This is a genomic window from Aestuariivivens sp. NBU2969, from assembly GCF_019931125.1.
Lineage (GTDB): Bacteria > Bacteroidota > Bacteroidia > Flavobacteriales > Flavobacteriaceae > Aestuariivivens > Aestuariivivens marinum.
Window position 1 is genome coordinate 19,868 of record NZ_JAIOUU010000015.1, and the last position, 18,329, is coordinate 38,196.

The following is an 18,329-nucleotide window of genomic DNA, read 5'->3' on the forward strand; positions in this document are numbered from 1 at the left end:
ATGGCTTACGATGAATATTTAGCAGACCGCATTAGGCGCCATTTGAAAGACAAGCATATCGTTTTTTCTGAACTTAAAATGATGGGGGGGCTCTGTTTTAAAATGGATAACAAAATGTTATGCGGAATCCACATCGACAAAAAATATGGTGATAGCTTATTAATGGCCCGTATAGGTCAAGCTGTATATGAAACTGTATTAAACAAACCTGAATGCCTGCCCATGGATTTTACAGGTCGTCCTATGCGTGGCTATATTTTTGTAACTCCCGAAGGTTTTGATTCTGATAACGACCTAAGCTACTGGCTAGACTTATGCGTTGCCTTTAACCCTACTGCCAAAGCTAGCAAACCAAAAAAGAAAAAATAAAGCTTAAGAATTTAGTTCTAACTAATTAATTTTTTATTTACCTCATTAAAAAAATTAAATTTTAAAGGCATATGTTTATTGTTTTGCATTAGGTAAAAAACATGGTATAACTAAAAACTACATTCTTCATTAAGTATTTAACAACCTTTTTGAGTAGATCAAGAGTTGAAGCTAAAATAAAATAAATAGCATAACACTTTGAAGGTATTTCTTTTAAATTATTAGTGTATTATTTGTCGAAAGCTTATTATTGGGTATAGGGTAAATTAGTTTTTTTTCGTATTAATTAAAATGAAATAAAAATATTATGAAAAATCAACTTAATCTGTGCATGTTATTCTTTTTCTTATTAAACATTTCTTTAGTTGCTGCACAAGAAGATTGTAAGGTTTTATTGGAAAATATTTCTGGAACTTATTCTGGTGAGTGTAAAAATGGAATTGCAAATGGTATTGGTATTGCGAAGGGCATTGATTCTTATGAAGGAGAATTTAAAAAAGGATTCCCTCATGGCAATGGAATTATGACTTATGCTAATGGCTCTTTTTATGAAGGTAATTGGAAAAAAGGAAAAAGAAATGGTGAAGGCGTTTTTACAGCAAATGTAGAAGGCGAAAAAGTAATTAAAAAAGGCATATGGAAAGATGATGAATACATAGGAAAACCTAAATCTCAAATGTATAGAGTAATTACAGATATGGGAGTTCGTAATTACAAAATAAGAAAAGTTGGTGATGCTATTAATCAAGTTACTATTGAAGTTAGGGTTAATGGTCAAAGAATTAGAATACCAACAAATACTATTGGAGATAGTGGAAATTATTGGATCGATCAAGATTTAGGTATTTTTAAAGGAACCAATGTACCTTTTGAATGCAATATGAATTATTCCTTTAACAACGTAAGTAATCCAGGCACAACTCTTGTGAATTTTAATTTTATTATTTTAGAGCCTGGTGAATGGAAAGTTGAGGTAAATCATAACAACTAAATCTGTTTCCATTTATTTTTTGTGAAAAACAACTAGTTAGGTTTAATTTGTAAACTATTGCAATTAAAAAATTAATCCTATTTAATACGATAGTGTAGCCTGTATCCCTTCTCATTTTAAAACTATTAGTATTGTTGAAATTGATTAATAAATTTTGGGTTTTAACATTTAATAAATTGATTTTACGATAAAGGCATTATAACCGATTTCAAAAAAATAAAAAATGCATATATCTTATTAATTGCATGATGGAACTAATATAATCACTTAAAACGTTAGATAGAAAATTTAGATAAACCTCTAAGTGAATTAAAAAATTTTGTGTTAATTATTTTATTTCTTTATTATTTATGTGGATTTATAATACAAACTTATTTATAAAATTTACAATTTCTCTTTTGTTTCTTATCCCAGCAGTTATTAACACACAAACTTTTACAAAAACAAGTAACAGATTTGGTGATGCCGAATTTAAGGATAATAAAGGTGTTTCTGTTGCTGACTACGATAATGACAATGATTTAGATTTGTTTATAGTTTCCAGTTCTTTAGATGAGGAAGGTAAACCATTTACGTATAGTAGATTATTTAAAAACAATAACAATGGTACATTTACAGACGTTACACTAGAAGCTAGATTATATAATTTATATAGTGAACCAATAGGTGAAATAAATCAGATACCTGCATATATAGGATATAAGTTTGGCGCTTCATGGGGCGATTTTAACAATGATGGATATCCAGATTTATTTTTAACGAATGCTTACAAAATACAATTGTATAAGAATAATGGGAATGGAACATTTTCAAATGTTACCACCAGTGCAGGTTTCCCATCAATTGACAACTGTGCAAATACCACCGCTACTTGGTTTGATTATAACAATGATGGATTTTTAGATATTTACATAGCAGACTTTAAATCTGGTTGTGGCAACAGGTTGTATAAAAACTTAGGTGATGAAACATTTGCAGAAACTACTGAAAATGTTAATCTGCATAATGAAGACAAAAACTCTTTTATGGCTATTCCTATTGATGTTAATAAAGATGGTTATATGGATTTATATGTTACAAATGATTTTTCCCAAGGAAATGATTTATACATAAACTATAATGGCAGTTGGTTTATTGAAAGTTCCAGTAGCTATGGGTTAGACATAAATATTGATGCCATGGGAATTGCCGTTGGAGATTATAATCTTGATAATATTTTAGATTTTTATATCACAGACACTGTAACAAACACCATTGTTGAAGGAAATTCAGATAACACTTTTCAATATTTTGGAACTTCAAATATTTATTTGCCTACAGATTGGGCTTGGGATACTCGATTTGCAGATCTTGATAATGATGGCGACGATGACCTTTTGGTATGTACTGGAGAAACAATACTTGGAGAAAAGGTAAATGTTATTTATAAAAATTTACATGCCAACGGTGGAAACAATTTTGAAAACATTACAGCAGCATCAGGTATAGGTATTGAAGAAACAGTATCATATTCTTCAGAAGTTTTCGATTATGATAATGATGGTGACCTTGATATATTTTTTTCAAATAGTTACTTCAATACTCCTTCTTCATTTTATGACAATAAATTGATTAATGGTTTTCAAGAAACAAATTTAAATTGGGTTAAAATAAAACTAAAGGGGGTTTCTTCTAACAGAGACGGCATAGGTACCAAGTTAAAAATAACAACGACAAAAGGCACCTTTACGAAATACTATTCAGGAATGGGATTGTATTCTCAAAGTTTACAATCTGTCCATTTTGGTTTAGGAGAAGCAGAAGAGATAACTTCTTTAAGTATAGAATGGCCTTCAGGAATTAGTGACAATTATACAAATATAAATGTTAATTCTCATATATTGGTTACTGAAGGAGCTGATTATCAGTATTTAGGAATAAGTCCTAGTGTAAAAGTAATGGGCTGTACCGACCCAAACAGTTGTAATTATAATCCATCTGCAACCGTAGATGATGGCTCCTGTAATTATTTAGAGCCTAAACCAATCACTGGAAATAATACAAGTACTTTTTTAGCTGAAGAAAATTACACCTATCCACTAGGTTCAAATTCTACTATAGTATGGCAAGCAGAAGGAGGACATATACTAGAAGGACAAGGAACTAATACTGTAAAAATTAAATGGGACATTGCCAGTACAGGTAAAGTAATAGCTACAGAAACAGATGGCTGTTCAACTTTACCTGTTGAATTAAATATTTCTTTGTCTGCTGCTGATGTTTCTCTTAGTGGAAACGCATCTATCGCGAGGCTTTGGAATGAAGTTTTACTTGAGGCTATAAGAAATGATTTTGCTAGACCTACTGTACATGCAAGAAATTTATTCCATACCAGCATTGCCATGTATGATTCTTGGTCTGTATATGATACTACAGGAAGAAGTAAAACCTATATGTTGGGCAAGCAATTAGGAAACTATTTCACACCTTTTGACGGGTTTACCAATTCTGGGGACCTAGAAGATAATAGAGCAAAAACATTAAGTTATGCTGTTTATGGATTATTAAAGCATAGGTTTTCTAATTCTCCGGGTAAAGAAGAATCTTATGTTTTATTCGACTTACTTATGGATGATATGGGTTACGATAAAAACTTTACATCTACTGATTATTCTGATAACAATCCTGCAGCTTTAGGAAATTATATAGCTCAAAACCTTATCAATTTTGGTTATGTTGATGGAGCCAGAGAAGCTACGGGGTATGATAATGCTTATTACCAACCGGCAAACCAACCATTACCAATAGATTTACCAGGGAACACTACGATCACAGATCCGAACAGATGGCAACCATTAAGTTTAGAAACTTTTATCGATCAAAGTGGGAATTTAATACCTGGTTCAACTCCAGACTTTTTGAGTCCCGAATGGGGAAATGTAATTCCGTTTTCACTACAGAACAATAATAAAACCACTTTTTCTCGAGATGGATCATCTTATCACGTATACCATGACCCTGGAACACCTCCATTATTGGATCCCAATACAGTTACTACAAATGGGGATAATTACAAATGGGGATTTTCATTGGTATCAATTTGGGGGTCACATTTAGATCCTACAGATGGTGTTATGATAGACATCTCACCTAATTCTATAGGAAACATTTCTATAGACCAATTACCTGCCGATATAAATGAATATCCCAATTTTTATAATACCATTAACGGTGGTGATATTGGAACAGGATATGGTATTAACCCGCATACAGGTTCACCATATGAAGAACAGATAGTTCCACGAGGGGATTATGGCAGGGTTTTAGCAGAATTTTGGGCAGATGGACCAGATTCAGAAACCCCTCCTGGACATTGGTTTACATTACTAAATTATGTGAGCGACCATGGTCTATTAGTGAAAAAATTTCAAGGGGAAGGCGAAGTTCTTTCAGATTTAGAATGGGATGTAAAAAGTTATTTTACACTTGGAGGCGCAATGCACGATGCAGCTATTACCGCTTGGGGTATAAAAGGCTGGTATGACTACATAAGACCCGTTTCAGCTATTAGATACATGGCAGAAATGGGACAGTGCACCAATAGTGACCTTAGTAATTATAATATTGCTGGTATTCCTTTAGAAAATGGTTTTATAGAAGTAGTTCAAGCTGGAGATCCTTTAGCTGGTAGCAATAATGAAAATGTGGGTAAAATTAAATTATATTCATGGAAAGGACACGATTATATCCCAAACCCAACTACAGATATTGCTGGAGTAGATTGGATACTTGCTGAAAACTGGATGCCATATCAGCGTCAAAGCTTTGTTACCCCTCCTTTTGCTGGTTATGTGTCAGGTCATTCTACATATTCAAGAGCCGCTGCCGAAGTTTTAACTAGAATTACAGGTGATGCTTACTTTCCGGGCGGTATGGGTGAGTTTGTTGCTAGAAAAGATGAGTTTTTAGTTTTTGAAAATGGCCCATCGCAAGATGTTGTTTTACAGTGGGCAACCTATAGAGATGCTTCAGACCAATGTAGTTTATCTAGAATTTGGGGGGGTATTCACCCACCTGCTGATGATATTCCAGGTAGAATTATCGGAGAACAAGTAGGTATTGATGCCTTTAATTATGCAAAGACTTATTTTGATTCTACACTTTCAACTAATGATGAACACATTATTAATAGGATTGTTTACCCAAACCCTTTAGTAAATAACTTAATTAAAATTACAAATACAAAAGAAACCGATGAATTTGCTTTATTAAGTATTAATGGTGTAAACATTTCCATTAATCCTAAAAAGTACAATTCAGCAAACCGTACTACAGAAATTTCGTTTTCAAATAAGCTGTCTTCTGGAATTTATTTCTTAAAGGTAAATAATCAGATATATAAAATTATATCTCCTTAATAAATAATTTTTAACTGGTTAAAATATAAAATCTGGTATGAAATAATTACTCCCTTTAACTAATAACTTTAATAAATAAAAAACTAAAATATACTTAAAAATGAGAAAAATCATATTAGCCCTTTTTGCATTTGCAGTAATATCCTGTAAGGACGAAACAACAATTGATTATGCTGTTATTTCAGGGAAAATTTTAAACAGTAATGATGCTGAACTTTCTTTAATTAGTTCAGACAGAAAAACAAGAAAACAACTAAAAATTGATAAAGATGGAAGCTTTAGAGATACCCTAAGAGTAAACCCGGGGGTTTATAGTTTTTACGATTCAAATAATTATGATTTAATTTATATTGAAGCAGGTAACGATATTCAAATAAATTATGATGCCAAAGATTTTAAAAACACTTTAACTTTAACAGGAAAAGGTCATGAAGTTAGTAATTACCTTAGAGAAAAAAATAAGTTATCTTCTGAATTAAGTGGAGACAGAAAGGAGTTTTTTAAGTTGGAAGAGGATGCGTTCAAAGCAAAATGTAATGATATAAAACAAGCCAAAACAAATTTTGTTTCTAACTATGTTGGGATACCTGAATTATTTAAAGGACAGGAAGTAAAGGATATTAATTATGAGTACCTTAACACCTTAGGTTCTTATGAAAGGTCACATGCTTACTATGTAAACAATGAAGACTTTAAGGTTTCGGATAGTTTTTTAAGCGAGCTAGTAAGTGTAGATTATAATAATAAAGAAGATTATGATTTCTCAACGAATTATAAAGGCTTAGTAAAATCATTCTACAGAAAAAAAGCTTCTGAAATAGTAAAAAAAGATTCTTTAGACAGGAATATTGCTTATTTAAAAGCGGTCTCCTTAGCAAAAGACCCTGTTATAAAGAACGACCTACTATTTGATGCAGCCATTTTTGACATTAAATATGTTAACGATATTAATTTGTATTATGAATTATTTAGCAAAGCCTCTACAAATGATGAAAATAATAATAAGATATCAGAAATTTATGAAGGCCTGAGAAAATTAGCAAAAGGACAGCCTTCTCCAAAGTTTTTTAATTATGAAAATATTAATGGGGGTAAAACATCGTTAGATGATTTAAAGGGAAAATATGTTTATATTGATGTGTGGGCTACTTGGTGTGGCCCTTGTAAATATGAAATTCCTTTTTTAAAAGAGGTAGAAGAAGAATATCATGGAAAAAATATTCATTTCGTTAGTCTTTCGGTTGATAAAATGAAAGACAAAGAGAAATGGGAAAACATGGTCAAAGATAAAGAGCTTTCAGGCATTCAATTAATAGCCAATAATGACTTCAGTTCTGATTTTGTTAGAGATTATATGATTAATGCCATTCCTCAATTCATTTTATTGGACCCTAATGGTAATATTGTTGAGAAAAACGCTCCAAGGCCTTCAAATAGTAAATTAACTGAATTGTTTAATGAGTTAGGTATTTAACCCTTATATACCATGAAGAATTTTGTACTGAGAATTACAGTTGTTTTAATTGTTTTTACCTTAATTACTGCATGCAAAGACTATACAACTCAAAGTAGAGAGAAGGCTGGATATATAATTTCAGGTACCATAAAAGGACTTGATCAAGGCTTTGTTAAAATGACTGATTACGGTAATCGTGAAAAAGTTACCGTGATAGACAGTACGCAAATTGTAAATGGTACTTTTGAATTTACCGGAAAAGTTGATTTTCCAGATATGGTTAATTTATCAATTGATGGCAAGATTAGTAGATTTTTTCTTGAAAATAGTCACATTACTTTAGACATCGATTGGTCTGAGGTACAAGCAAGTAATTGGCAATTTAATTCTAAGGTTTCCGGTTCAAAAAGTCATGACCAATTTGCAGCCATAGAAGCGCAGACCCAGGCTATACTAGAGGATCCTAAATACAAAACCCTTGCTAAAGTCAGGGAACTTTATGCTCAAGCGAAAAAAACTAAAAGCGCTGAAGATCTTGAAAAAGCTAAAAGCCTTCAAAAAGAGCTAATGCCACTTAGCAAGGAGCGAATGGATAGGTACGTAAAAGCAAAAAAAGACTTTGTTAGAAACAACCCAGGCTCTCCCATAGCAGTGCATATTTTAGGGTATCAGTACACTGAAGGCAGAATGACTAAAGATGAATTAAAGGGGTATTACAACCTTTTTACTGGTAACGCCAGAGAGACGGTATTTTTCAAACATCATATCACCAAAGTTTATAAAGACAATTTTGAAAACTTAGGGATAGGCAATACTGCTCCGGACTTTACCCTTAATACTGTTGAAGGGAATGAACTGGCTTTATCAAAAGTAAATGCAAAATATAAGTTAGTCGATTTTTGGGCTTCTTGGTGTATCCCTTGTAGAACGTCATTTCCACATTTAAAAGAATTACGTAAGCAATACAAAAAAGACGGTTTTGAAATTGTTGGTATTGGTACTGCCGATGTTGAAGAACAATGGCGTAAAGCTATAGAGGAAGATGAAACCCCATGGATTCATGTATTTGATGCTGCAGAAGGCAGGGCTTACGGCCCTGTAGCCAAAAGTTACGGTGTGCCTCATTTACCAACTACATTTTTGATTGATAATAACAACACCATTCTTTTAAGAAACCCAACCAAAGATGAATTGGATACTAAATTAAAAGAGTTGTTCGGGCATTAATCAAGAAAAAAACAAAAAATTTTATAGGGTATTTTTAAATTCCTCGTATTAATAATAATTAAACCACAGAATAACATAAATTAACAACTAACTATTCTAATTATGAAAAGAGAAATAATTTTTAAATATTTTTTATTTTTTAGTGCCATTTTTTTACTAAACTCTTGTGATGAAAGTGATGATTCAGTAATTGAAGAAGTAGTTAACTGGAAAGAAAAAACGAGAATTGCGTTCACTCCAGTTGAAGATAAAGAAACTTTTATTTGGTATCATGACTTACTTACCAATCAAGATTATTGGGGAAATGATGAAGTAGAAATAAACATGAGTCTGAAATCTAATGTTTCAGCAGAAAACTTTTCCAAAGTAGATTTTTATCTTACTGTTGAAGAAAAAGATGGTTATAATTATACCGCTCCGTTTAATACAAATGGTAAAATGATAGGCTCAGTAAATGTTCCAGAGTCAGGAGAATTCACCTATAGTATTAAGGCCGATGATGCTTACGCATTATATTTAAATGACTTTAAAAATAGTAGAACTAATGTTTTAGCTAGAGAGGGAGATATTTTTCTATTGTACTATGTAATTACAGCTAAGGATGGTACCACTTTAGATTCTAGACAGTCCACTAAGGTGGGTAACCGATTTGGTATGAAAGTTAGAGTAGAGGACTATGCGCCTCCTGTTTGGGAAGGTACTTTTGATTTTGAATGGATTGTAGTAAGCGGTGGTGCTGAAACTTGGGGCGGTGTTTATGTAGGTAAAACAGGCTCTGTTAACATTACCCATTTGGGTAACCAAGTTTATAGTATGTCAAATGTTTTATGGGATTATTATTATGGAACAGCAGGCAAATTATATTTTGATTTTCTAGACGGAGAGACCTATGTGGAAGGTACCCGTTCAGAGCATTGGACCATTTCCAATATCAATGGCCCTTCTATGGATATCGAGTTTTGGTACACTTACTCCGATGCTTATGATGAAACAGGAACGGTGAGATTTACAAGAACAGATGGTATTGATTGGCCTTCCAATATCTATTCTAGACCTAGATAATAAAATAGGATAAAAATAATAAGCTAATAAAAAAGGCTTCTAAAAAATAATTTTAGGAGCCTTTTTTATTACAATTTATAAAATTTATAATTGAAACAAGTCTCCCTAAATTTCACTATTATACTTTAGTTTAAGTTATTATTTTTATGGTAGTAAAATCTAAATAAAAAACTGCTCAGGAAATTTTGGTCAAGTTGTTTAATCTTTATTAAATAAAAATTGCTTATCACATCACGTGTTTAAAGCTGTTATTTACTTGCTTCATAGCATAAAAAGTTAAAAAAATGGTAAAAACGCCTCTAACCTAATAATTTATAAGGTATATGTAGTTGTTTTCGTAATTTCTTAAAATTAATTTAAAAACCACTGGTAATGCAAAAAACAAACTCAAAAAAACACACTTTAATCCTCTTAATTCTTAGTTTAATTTTAAGTTTAAATAGTTTTGACATTAAAGCTCAAGATTCACTCAAAACAGTAACTCCTAATGACTATGAAAAATGGGAAAGTATTAACAATTATACGATATCCAATGATGGAAACTGGTTAAAATATCAAATCAACACACAAGAAGGTGATCAAACCACTTATTTGTATAATACTAAGTCAGGTACGTTAGATACAATAATAAATGCTGCGAAAAGCAGTTTTTCAGCAAAAAGCATGTGGTTTTCCTACGATATTGTTCCTTCTGGAAAAGAAGCAAAACGTATTAAAAAAAGTAAAGACAAAAAACCTAGAAAAACCGTCTTACTGAACCTTAGATCAATGGATACTGTTAATTTAGAAGATTATTCATATTTTAATATTAGCGGTACTGAAAATTTTATAGCCTTAGTAAAAGAAAACAATAATACAAAAACACTAATGGTTAAAAATTTAGAGACTAGCACCAATCTAACATTTGGAAATATTACAGAATTTAGATGGCAACCTAAAGGTGATTTGTTAGCAATGCTAATTAAAACAGAAGACAATATTGGTAATACCATTCAGCTATATAACCCTAACACTGGAAGCCTAAAAGTATTGGATCAAAAAGATGTAGAGTATTCAGGTTTGAATTGGTTTGAAAAAAGCAACACGTTATTTGTTAGAAGAAAGGTTGAAAATAAGGATTATGAAAACAATACTTATGATCTATTGGCCTGGAACAACATAGGTAAGAAAAACACCTCTTCTTTTGTTTTTAATCAAAATGATTTCAAAAACTTCCCTTTAGAAACCAGAATTCTGCCTGATAGAATTTCAATATCAGATAATGGTAATCATATCTTTTTTAAGACTTTTAGTTGGAACAAAAAAGTATCAGAAGAAAATAAAGAAAAGGATTCAACAGCTACAGATACCGACAAAATTGAATCGCCTGATCTTGAAATATGGAACAGCAGAGATGTTGTTATTATCCCTGCCCAAAAAAGGAGCAGGATGAAAGATATTGAAACCCCAAAGAATGCTGTTTGGCATTTAAAGGAAAATAAGATTGTTCAGCTTAACGATTTACTTGTTGATGATGTTAAAATTCAACAAAACAATCAAGTTATGATAGGTTTAGACGGCACACCATATGACTTTGAAGCCATGTTTGGAAGACCATCCTATGATGCCTATGTCATTAACTCGTTAACTGGAGTAAAAACTAAAGTGTTGGAAAACATTTTTGATACATGGGAAGTGAGCCCTAACAATACCTTTTTTGTTTACCTAAAAAACAACCATTTACATTTATTCGATATAAATTCTAAAACAACTAGCAACATCACTAAAAATATTGATGCTACTTTTATAAATTTTGAAGACGACCACCCTTTACCACAAAAAAGAGCCTTTGGTTTTGGCGGATGGAGTAAGGATAGTAAATCCTTTTTTATCTATTCTGAGTTTGATGTTTGGCAGGTATTCACTAATACGGGCCATATTAGAAAAATAACAAATGGAAAGGACGAAAACATTGTATATCGAATTATTTCTTTAGACAGAGATGAACCATTAATAGCTACTGATGAAGTAATTTATTTCTCACTGTTTGGAAAATATTCGAAGCAAACAGGGTATGCTTCTGGAATTCCCGGCAAAGAAATAAAAAGGCACATTTTTGAAGATGCTTCAATTACAAGGTTAATGAAAGCTAAGGATGCAAATAATATGATTTTTGTAAAACAATCGTATGAGCAATCACCTAATCTTTTTGTAACCAATAGCACTTTTACAAATCCCTTAAAAATAAGCAATACCAATCCTTTCCAAAAAAATTATAATTGGGGAAAAGCAAAATTAGTTTCCTTTACTAACGCATTAGGAAAAGAAGCTCAAGGTATTTTGTACTATCCAGCTAATTATAAGGAAGGGGAAAAATATCCCATGATAACCTATATCTATGAAAAACTAACAAGAGGATTAAACAGATATATCATGCCTTCTAAAACCGATTATTACAACACAACCGTTTGGACACAAAATGGATACTTTGTTTTCAACCCAGATATCGATTTTATCGCTGGTAATCCTGGTGTTTCTTCAACAAAAACATTAGAAAACGCTGTTAGTGCTGTTATTGATTTAGGTGATGTTGACCCCTCAAAGGTAGGCTTAATAGGTCATTCATGGGGAGGCTATCAAGCGGGTTATGTGCCAACGCAAACCAATATTTTTGCAGCCAGTGTAGCCGGAGCTGGTTTAACCGATTTAATTAGTATGAATTTAGCTATAACCCCTGCTTTTGGCGGTAGACCTGAAAATGACCACTTTGAAGTAGGCCAAGAACGCATGGACTCGGCACCTTGGGTATCGCCTGAAAACTATATTAAAAACTCTTCTGTTATGCAAATAGAAAAGTTGAACACCCCTATTCTATTTGAGGTAGGCGACAATGACCTAAATGTAAATTGGGCCCAAGGTATTGAATATTACAATGCTGCCAGAAGGGCTGGGAAACCATTTGTTTTATTGGTTTATGCCAAAGAGGGACATGGGTTAAGAGCCGACAAAAACAGGATAGATTACCAACAACGCATTTTAAAATGGTTTGGCCATTATCTTAAAGGAGAGGAAGCAGAAGACTGGATTACAACGGGTATTCCTTATGCAGAACAACAAAGAAGGCTGAAAAACTGAAACAACTAATAATTTTTTAAGTAATAAAAACCTCTTTTAGAAAATTCTACTAGAGGTTTTTCAATCTATAGACCGTTTGATACCGGTTTTTAAATCAAATTTATATGCCATTAAATTAAAAAATAATAATAATGAATTATTATTATTTATTTCACTTCTTATTTTTTTAAAGGCTATTGACATTTGCGATTCAACTGCTTTTTCAGTTATCTTTAACATTTTCGCAATTTCATAATATTTATAGCCCTGAAGCTTACTCATTTTGAAAATCTCCTTACATCGAGGTGGTAAATTCTCAATGGCTGAATAAATTTTTTTTAATCTTTGTTCTTTTAAATAAATAGTATCAGTTTCTTCGAAACTTGAAAGTGCTTTGTAAGTTAAAGAATCTATCATTTCAGACTCTTTCTTGTTTTTTCTATAATTATCAATAAAAATATAATAGCCTATCTTGTATAAATATGCTGATATTGAGTTTTCGCTTTTAATATTTGCTCTTGCATCCCATAATTTAACAAATGATTCTTGAACAATATCTTTCGACAATGCTTCATCATTCGTATAGCTATTTATAAAAGCTGTAAGTTCAACATGATATTTCTCAAACAGTATTTTAAATGCTAAGGTGCTACCGTTTTTAAAATTTTGCACTAACAACTCAATATTTTCTTCGCTATTTTTCATTTCCATTATTGAAGATGGGGTAAATCTATAAAAAAAATGAAATTTATACTAGGGTAATTTTAGATATAAGCGTCTTATAAGTATATTTTGTTATTTTATGATTGACTATAAAATAGAAGCATTAGTTATTAAGTACTTTACTAATCAGATAAATAGTGAAGAAATACAAGTACTAAATAACTGGTTGAATGAAAAAGAAAAAAACCGACTTGTTTTTAAACATTATGTTGTAACAAATTACAGCATTGAACAATTCAGGTCTGCACAATCTGCCAATTTTGTTTCTTGGGATGACTTAGAAAGTAAAATTAAACCCATTAAAAGGAATACATCCTTTTGGAAATATGCTGTTGCGGCGTCTGTAATTTTATTTGTTAGTCTTTCTATTGTCTTTATAAACAAGAGAGAAAAAAACAATTCCATTAATATTATAACTATTGCACAGCCAACTTTAATTAATAATGATATTGAAATTGGATCTAACAAAGCAACATTGACTTTAGAAGATGGAACCGACATCTTTCTTGAAACAGGTAAAGACTTTGTGAACAACAACGTGAAAGCTAATGATGTAGGTGTAGTTTATAGGGATGCTAAAATTTTAAAAGGCGAGATTAAATACAATTATTTAACCATCCCAAGAGGTGGTGAGTTTTATGTGCAATTACCCGATGGTACAAAAGTTTGGTTAAATTCTGAATCTAAACTTAAATACCCAGTGGCTTTTGCCAAAGGAGAATCACGTAAAGTTGAGTTGGTATATGGAGAAGCCTATTTTGAAGTTTCTCCTAGTGCTAACCATAACGGCGCTCAATTTATTGTTAATACACAAATGCAAGAAATAGAGGTGTTGGGTACTGAGTTTAATATCAAGGCTTATAAAGATGAACCACGTATTTTAACTACATTATCTGAGGGCAGTATCGCAATAAACAATGGTTTTGAAAAGGCTACTTTAAAACCAGGTGAGCAATCCGAAATAAATACTAAAGGACAAAACAACACAATTAATATTACTAATGTTAATGTGAAAAAAGTTGTCTCATGGAGGAAAGGAATTTTCACCTTTACAAATTTACCTTTAAAAGAAATTGCAAAAGTACTATCTAGATGGTATGATGTGGATATTATTTTTATGGATAAAGAATTAGAAAATATTCGTTTTACCGGAGTGTCAAGTAAAAACCAGAATATAGAAGAAATATTAATCAATATAAAGAATACTAATTATATTAATAATTATAATATAGATGGAAAAACAATTTTAATAAGATAAAAAAGAAAAAGGAAGTGAGGGTTTATACTTTACCACAAAACAACACCTCAACTCCCTTTCTTAAACATTATTAATCAATTAAATCGTTAACTAACTAATAAACAATGTAAATTTATGGAAATTAAATTAAAGAATCCTTTTTTCTTTTATAAGGATAAGTTACTAATTATGGCTATGAAGAGTTTTATTTTTTTGTTTTGCTCAATGGTTTTTGGTTTCACCCCTGCAAATGAGGTGTTTTCTCAAAACACAAAAATAAAGATAGAAAATGATAAAGTATTAACTGTAGATGAGGTTTTTGAACTTATTTCTGACCAAACAGATTATACTTTTATTTATCAGGTAGATACTTTTAAAGATTTCCCAAAAGTGAATCTTAAAAAAGGAAGTATTTTAATAAATGAATTACTTCAAAAGAGTTTATCGCATGGTGAATTTCAAGTTGAATTATCTCCCAACACTAATAATGTTTTAATAAAAGCAATAACAGTTGGTGGCTTACAGCAGGGTATACCAGTTACAGGGACTATTATAGATGGTCAAGGAGTTCCAATTGCTGGTTTAAGTGTTTATACTACTACTGATACTTCTGTAATTGGTCAAAACATTATTAGGGGAACCTATACAGATTTTGATGGTAAATTTAAGCTTAATGCAAATCTAGGTGAAATAATAGTTGTAACAGGCGTAGGTTTTAAAACAGCACAACAACTTGTGCAGGAAGGAAAAACAATATACGACTTCACAATGCAAGAGGATGTAAGTGAACTTGAAGAAGTTATTGTTACTGGATACCAAAGAATTGCTAAAGAACGTAGTACTGGTTCTTTTACTCCAATTAAAAAAGAGCAAATTCAAAATACGGTAACTCAAAATATAGGTTCTGTACTTCAGGGTATTGCTCCTGGTATTCAAGTGGTTGAAGATGCTGATGGTAGAATTAATTTGGACGATATAGCTATTAGGGGTGTTGGAACTATTTCTTCAAATAGGGCACCGCTTCTGGTAGTTGATGGATTTCCAATTCAAGTAGACAACTTTAATACCATTAACCCTAACGATGTTGAAAGCATAAATATTCTTAAGGATGCTGCTGCTGCCTCTATTTGGGGAGCAAGAGCTGCAAACGGTGTCATTGTAATTACAACAAAAAAAGCAAAGAAAGGTAAAATGCAAATTGGTTTTACCTCTTCAGTTAAAATGCGTCCTAAAATGGATTTAGATCGTAATATCACAACTGCTGATTCCAAAACACAATTAGCATATGAGGCTACCGTATGGATACCTGGCGGACATGGTACTAGTAGTAGTTTTATGTTGCCTTATCCTGCTCCAAATACATTGTTTGACAGACAAAATGTTAACAGAAATGGAAATACAGCTTATTCTCAAGGGGCTAGAGCTTATTTTGATGCTTATAATGGCGATATAACCCAGGCAGAATTAAATTCCATTATTTCTAGATTGTCTAACAATAATAGCCTTTTAGATGCTAAAGATTATTTATTAGTTGCTCCTATTCAAAAACAATATAATTTGTCTTTTGGCACTTCTACTGAAAATAGCAATACTAGGTTATCTGTGTTATATAACGATAATACAGGTGCATTTATAGGGACTGAAGACAATCAATTATTAATTAACCTTAACAACCAGTATAAAATTTCAGATTGGTTAACATTAAACATTAGTGGAATGTTAGATAAATCTAGAAGAGAAACTGCGGGTATTGGGTTTAATACAATACAGAACTTACAACCCTATGATCGATTGATAAATGAAGATGGCACTTATGCTTCCGTATATCATCCTACATACGATGCCAAGTATTTAGAGATTTTTGCTAATAGTGTTAATGGCCTGCCTTACGACGATATTACTTATAACCCACTTAGGGATGCCAGGGATACAGAATTTGTTACTAAGGAAACCAATTTAAGAGTTAGTGCTGGATTAGATATTAAAATTATAGATGGGTTAATGGTTAAACCAAGTTTTACCTATCAGAAATATGATGCCAATTCTAATAATTATTATGGCCCTGAAACGTCTTATGTTAAATTTCAAGTCATTAATGGATTCGAAATACCCAATTATGACCCAGTAACGGGTAATTTAGGAAATTCTCGTATTCCTACTGGAGCCATCTTAGACAATTCCTTTGGTGAAACCGATTATCTTTCTTTAAGAAACTTAATAACTTATGATAAAATGTTTGGCAAACATTATATCAACATTTTAGGAGGTATAGAAAGAACTTCTAGCACCACTAAATTTACAGGTGGGGTAAGGACCTATGGCTTTAACAAAGATAACTTCACTTATGCTGTTCCAAACAATCAACCTTGGCAACCAATATGGGGTGCCGGTGGAGTTGGTGATGGTAGAGCTTTCAGAAGAAGTGATGATCGTTATTATTCATATTTTGGGAATTTTGCATACACCTATGATGGCAAGTATACCATTTCTGGTAGTGCACGTTCTGATGGAGCTAACTTTATTGTTGAAGATAAGAGCCAACGTTATAACCCTATGTGGTCTATTGGAGCTAGCTGGAACATTAGTGAAGAAAACTTCTTAAGAGATGTTGACTTTGTTAATCGTTTAAAACTTAGAGTTACCAATGGCCAAAATGGTAATGTTGTAAATGCAGAAGCTACAATACCTACTATAAGCTTGAGTCCTTCTTTTAGTCCTGTTCATGGAGGTTTTAGAGCTTTTCTTAATGGTTTAGGCAATCCGGATTTACGTTGGGAACGTGTTAGTACTTATAATATTGGTTTAGACCTTGATTTATTCGATAGTAAATTATATGGTTCAATAGATTACTATAATAAAGCTAGTAAAGATTTAATTGCTAGTGTAGATACTTCTCCTACTACAGGTTTTAGTTCAGCTAGATACAATGTAGCAAGTATGCTTAACAAAGGTATTGAGTTTGATTTGAGTTCAGACATCAGACTGTCCAGTGAGACTAGTTTTACAACTAATGTTGTTTTTGCTTTTAATGATAGTGAAGTGACCTCATTAAAAGATATTCGAATCTTTCCTCGTTCCCTTCCTAATTTCCCATATATTGAAGGAAAACCATATCAACCTATCTATTCCTTTGTATATGGTGGTATGCAAACCATACCTTCACAACCCAAACCATACCCAACTATAATTGGAGAAAATGGAGAAACTTATGGAATGGATCAAAACATTGGGCAAAATGGAGAAGAAGGAAGAGATGTTCTTAAATTCATGGGTACTAGAATAGCACCAACTGTAATAGGATGGAACAATACTTTTAGATTTAAAAACTTTACGTTATCTACCAGAATGACAGGTAAATTTGGACATAAATTTGTTAGGCCTACTTTCAATTATCCAGTATTCTTGCAAAAAGGAGGATTTCATGAAGATTTAGCTGGTTTATTAGCTGGTAATCATGACGCTATGGGACTTCCCAAATTAGAAACTGAGTGGGAATTATGGAGTTATAGATGGGGCTGGTACACACCAAATTTAGATACTTTGGTAGAAGATGCGGCACATATTCGTTTAAGACAAGTATTTTTTGCATATGATTTGCCTACAGATGTCCTTTCAAAAGCAGGAATTTCACGTCTGCGCTTATTTGCCCAAGCTGAAAACTTAGGTAATATATGGAAAGCCAATGATCATGGAATAGATCCTGAATATATTGAAGGGGTAACAAGAGCTCCCGAAAAAACATTTTCTTTAGGTTTGAATATTGAATTTTAAAAA

Annotated in this window: 10 protein-coding genes; 9 read left to right on the forward strand and 1 reads right to left on the reverse strand. The window is 32.0% G+C overall.

Features of this window, described 5'->3' with window-relative positions:
- The 7 genes from K7G79_RS10990 (at nt 1) to K7G79_RS11020 (ending at nt 12,616) form a co-directional block, all read left to right on the forward strand.
- Nucleotides 1–369 (forward strand): TfoX/Sxy family protein, encoded by a 369-nt coding sequence (locus K7G79_RS10990; protein ID WP_223551630.1) that lies wholly within the window; start codon nt 1–3, stop codon nt 367–369.
- A gap of 307 nt (nt 370–676) precedes the next feature.
- The gene (locus K7G79_RS10995) at nt 677–1,360 is read left to right on the forward strand and encodes a hypothetical protein (RefSeq protein WP_223551631.1); all 684 of its coding nucleotides are present in this window, start codon (nt 677–679) and stop codon (nt 1,358–1,360) included.
- A gap of 398 nt (nt 1,361–1,758) precedes the next feature.
- On the forward strand, nt 1,759–5,757 hold the full coding sequence (locus tag K7G79_RS11000) for an FG-GAP-like repeat-containing protein (RefSeq protein ID WP_223551632.1): 3,999 nt from the start codon (nt 1,759–1,761) through the stop codon (nt 5,755–5,757).
- A 100-nt stretch (nt 5,758–5,857) separates the two neighbouring features.
- Entirely contained in the window at nt 5,858–7,231 is a 1,374-nt protein-coding gene (locus tag K7G79_RS11005) for a TlpA disulfide reductase family protein (protein WP_223551633.1), read from the forward strand.
- A 12-nt stretch (nt 7,232–7,243) separates the two neighbouring features.
- Nucleotides 7,244–8,440, forward strand: a complete 1,197-nt coding sequence (locus K7G79_RS11010; protein ID WP_223551634.1) for a TlpA disulfide reductase family protein — start codon at nt 7,244–7,246, stop codon at nt 8,438–8,440.
- Nucleotides 8,441–8,542: 102 nt separating this feature from the next.
- On the forward strand, nt 8,543–9,502 hold the full coding sequence (locus tag K7G79_RS11015; protein ID WP_223551635.1) for a hypothetical protein: 960 nt from the start codon (nt 8,543–8,545) through the stop codon (nt 9,500–9,502).
- 372 nt (nt 9,503–9,874) lie between these two features.
- Nucleotides 9,875–12,616, forward strand: coding sequence for a S9 family peptidase (locus tag K7G79_RS11020; protein ID WP_223551636.1), 2,742 nt, complete (start codon nt 9,875–9,877; stop codon nt 12,614–12,616).
- 60 nt (nt 12,617–12,676) lie between these two features.
- On the opposite strand, the gene K7G79_RS11025 is transcribed toward K7G79_RS11020, so the two are convergent.
- On the reverse strand, nt 12,677–13,300 hold the full coding sequence (locus K7G79_RS11025; RefSeq protein ID WP_223551637.1) for an RNA polymerase sigma factor: 624 nt from the start codon (nt 13,298–13,300) through the stop codon (nt 12,677–12,679).
- Nucleotides 13,301–13,397: 97 nt separating this feature from the next.
- Here K7G79_RS11025 and K7G79_RS11030 point away from each other — a divergent pair, with 97 nt between their 5' ends.
- Both K7G79_RS11030 and K7G79_RS11035 read left to right on the forward strand, forming a co-directional pair.
- Nucleotides 13,398–14,576 carry a FecR family protein gene (locus K7G79_RS11030; protein ID WP_223551638.1) on the forward strand — a complete coding sequence of 393 codons (1,179 nt, stop codon included), beginning with the start codon at nt 13,398–13,400 and terminating at the stop codon, nt 14,574–14,576.
- Between the two features lie 114 nt (nt 14,577–14,690).
- Nucleotides 14,691–18,326 carry a SusC/RagA family TonB-linked outer membrane protein gene (locus K7G79_RS11035; protein ID WP_223551639.1) on the forward strand — a complete coding sequence of 1,212 codons (3,636 nt, stop codon included), beginning with the start codon at nt 14,691–14,693 and terminating at the stop codon, nt 18,324–18,326.
- Nucleotides 18,327–18,329 lie beyond the last annotated feature (3 nt).

Coding starts and splice junctions, on each gene's coding strand:
- K7G79_RS10990 (WP_223551630.1), top strand. CDS start 1: ATGGCTTACGATGAATATTTAGCAGACCGCATTAGGCGCCATTTGAAA.
- K7G79_RS10995 (WP_223551631.1), top strand. CDS start 677: ATGAAAAATCAACTTAATCTGTGCATGTTATTCTTTTTCTTATTAAAC.
- K7G79_RS11005 (WP_223551633.1), top strand. CDS start 5,858: ATGAGAAAAATCATATTAGCCCTTTTTGCATTTGCAGTAATATCCTGT.
- K7G79_RS11010 (WP_223551634.1), top strand. CDS start 7,244: ATGAAGAATTTTGTACTGAGAATTACAGTTGTTTTAATTGTTTTTACC.
- K7G79_RS11015 (WP_223551635.1), top strand. CDS start 8,543: ATGAAAAGAGAAATAATTTTTAAATATTTTTTATTTTTTAGTGCCATT.
- K7G79_RS11020 (WP_223551636.1), top strand. CDS start 9,875: ATGCAAAAAACAAACTCAAAAAAACACACTTTAATCCTCTTAATTCTT.
- K7G79_RS11025 (WP_223551637.1), bottom strand. CDS start 13,300: ATGAAAAATAGCGAAGAAAATATTGAGTTGTTAGTGCAAAATTTTAAA.
- K7G79_RS11030 (WP_223551638.1), top strand. CDS start 13,398: ATGATTGACTATAAAATAGAAGCATTAGTTATTAAGTACTTTACTAAT.
- K7G79_RS11035 (WP_223551639.1), top strand. CDS start 14,691: ATGGAAATTAAATTAAAGAATCCTTTTTTCTTTTATAAGGATAAGTTA.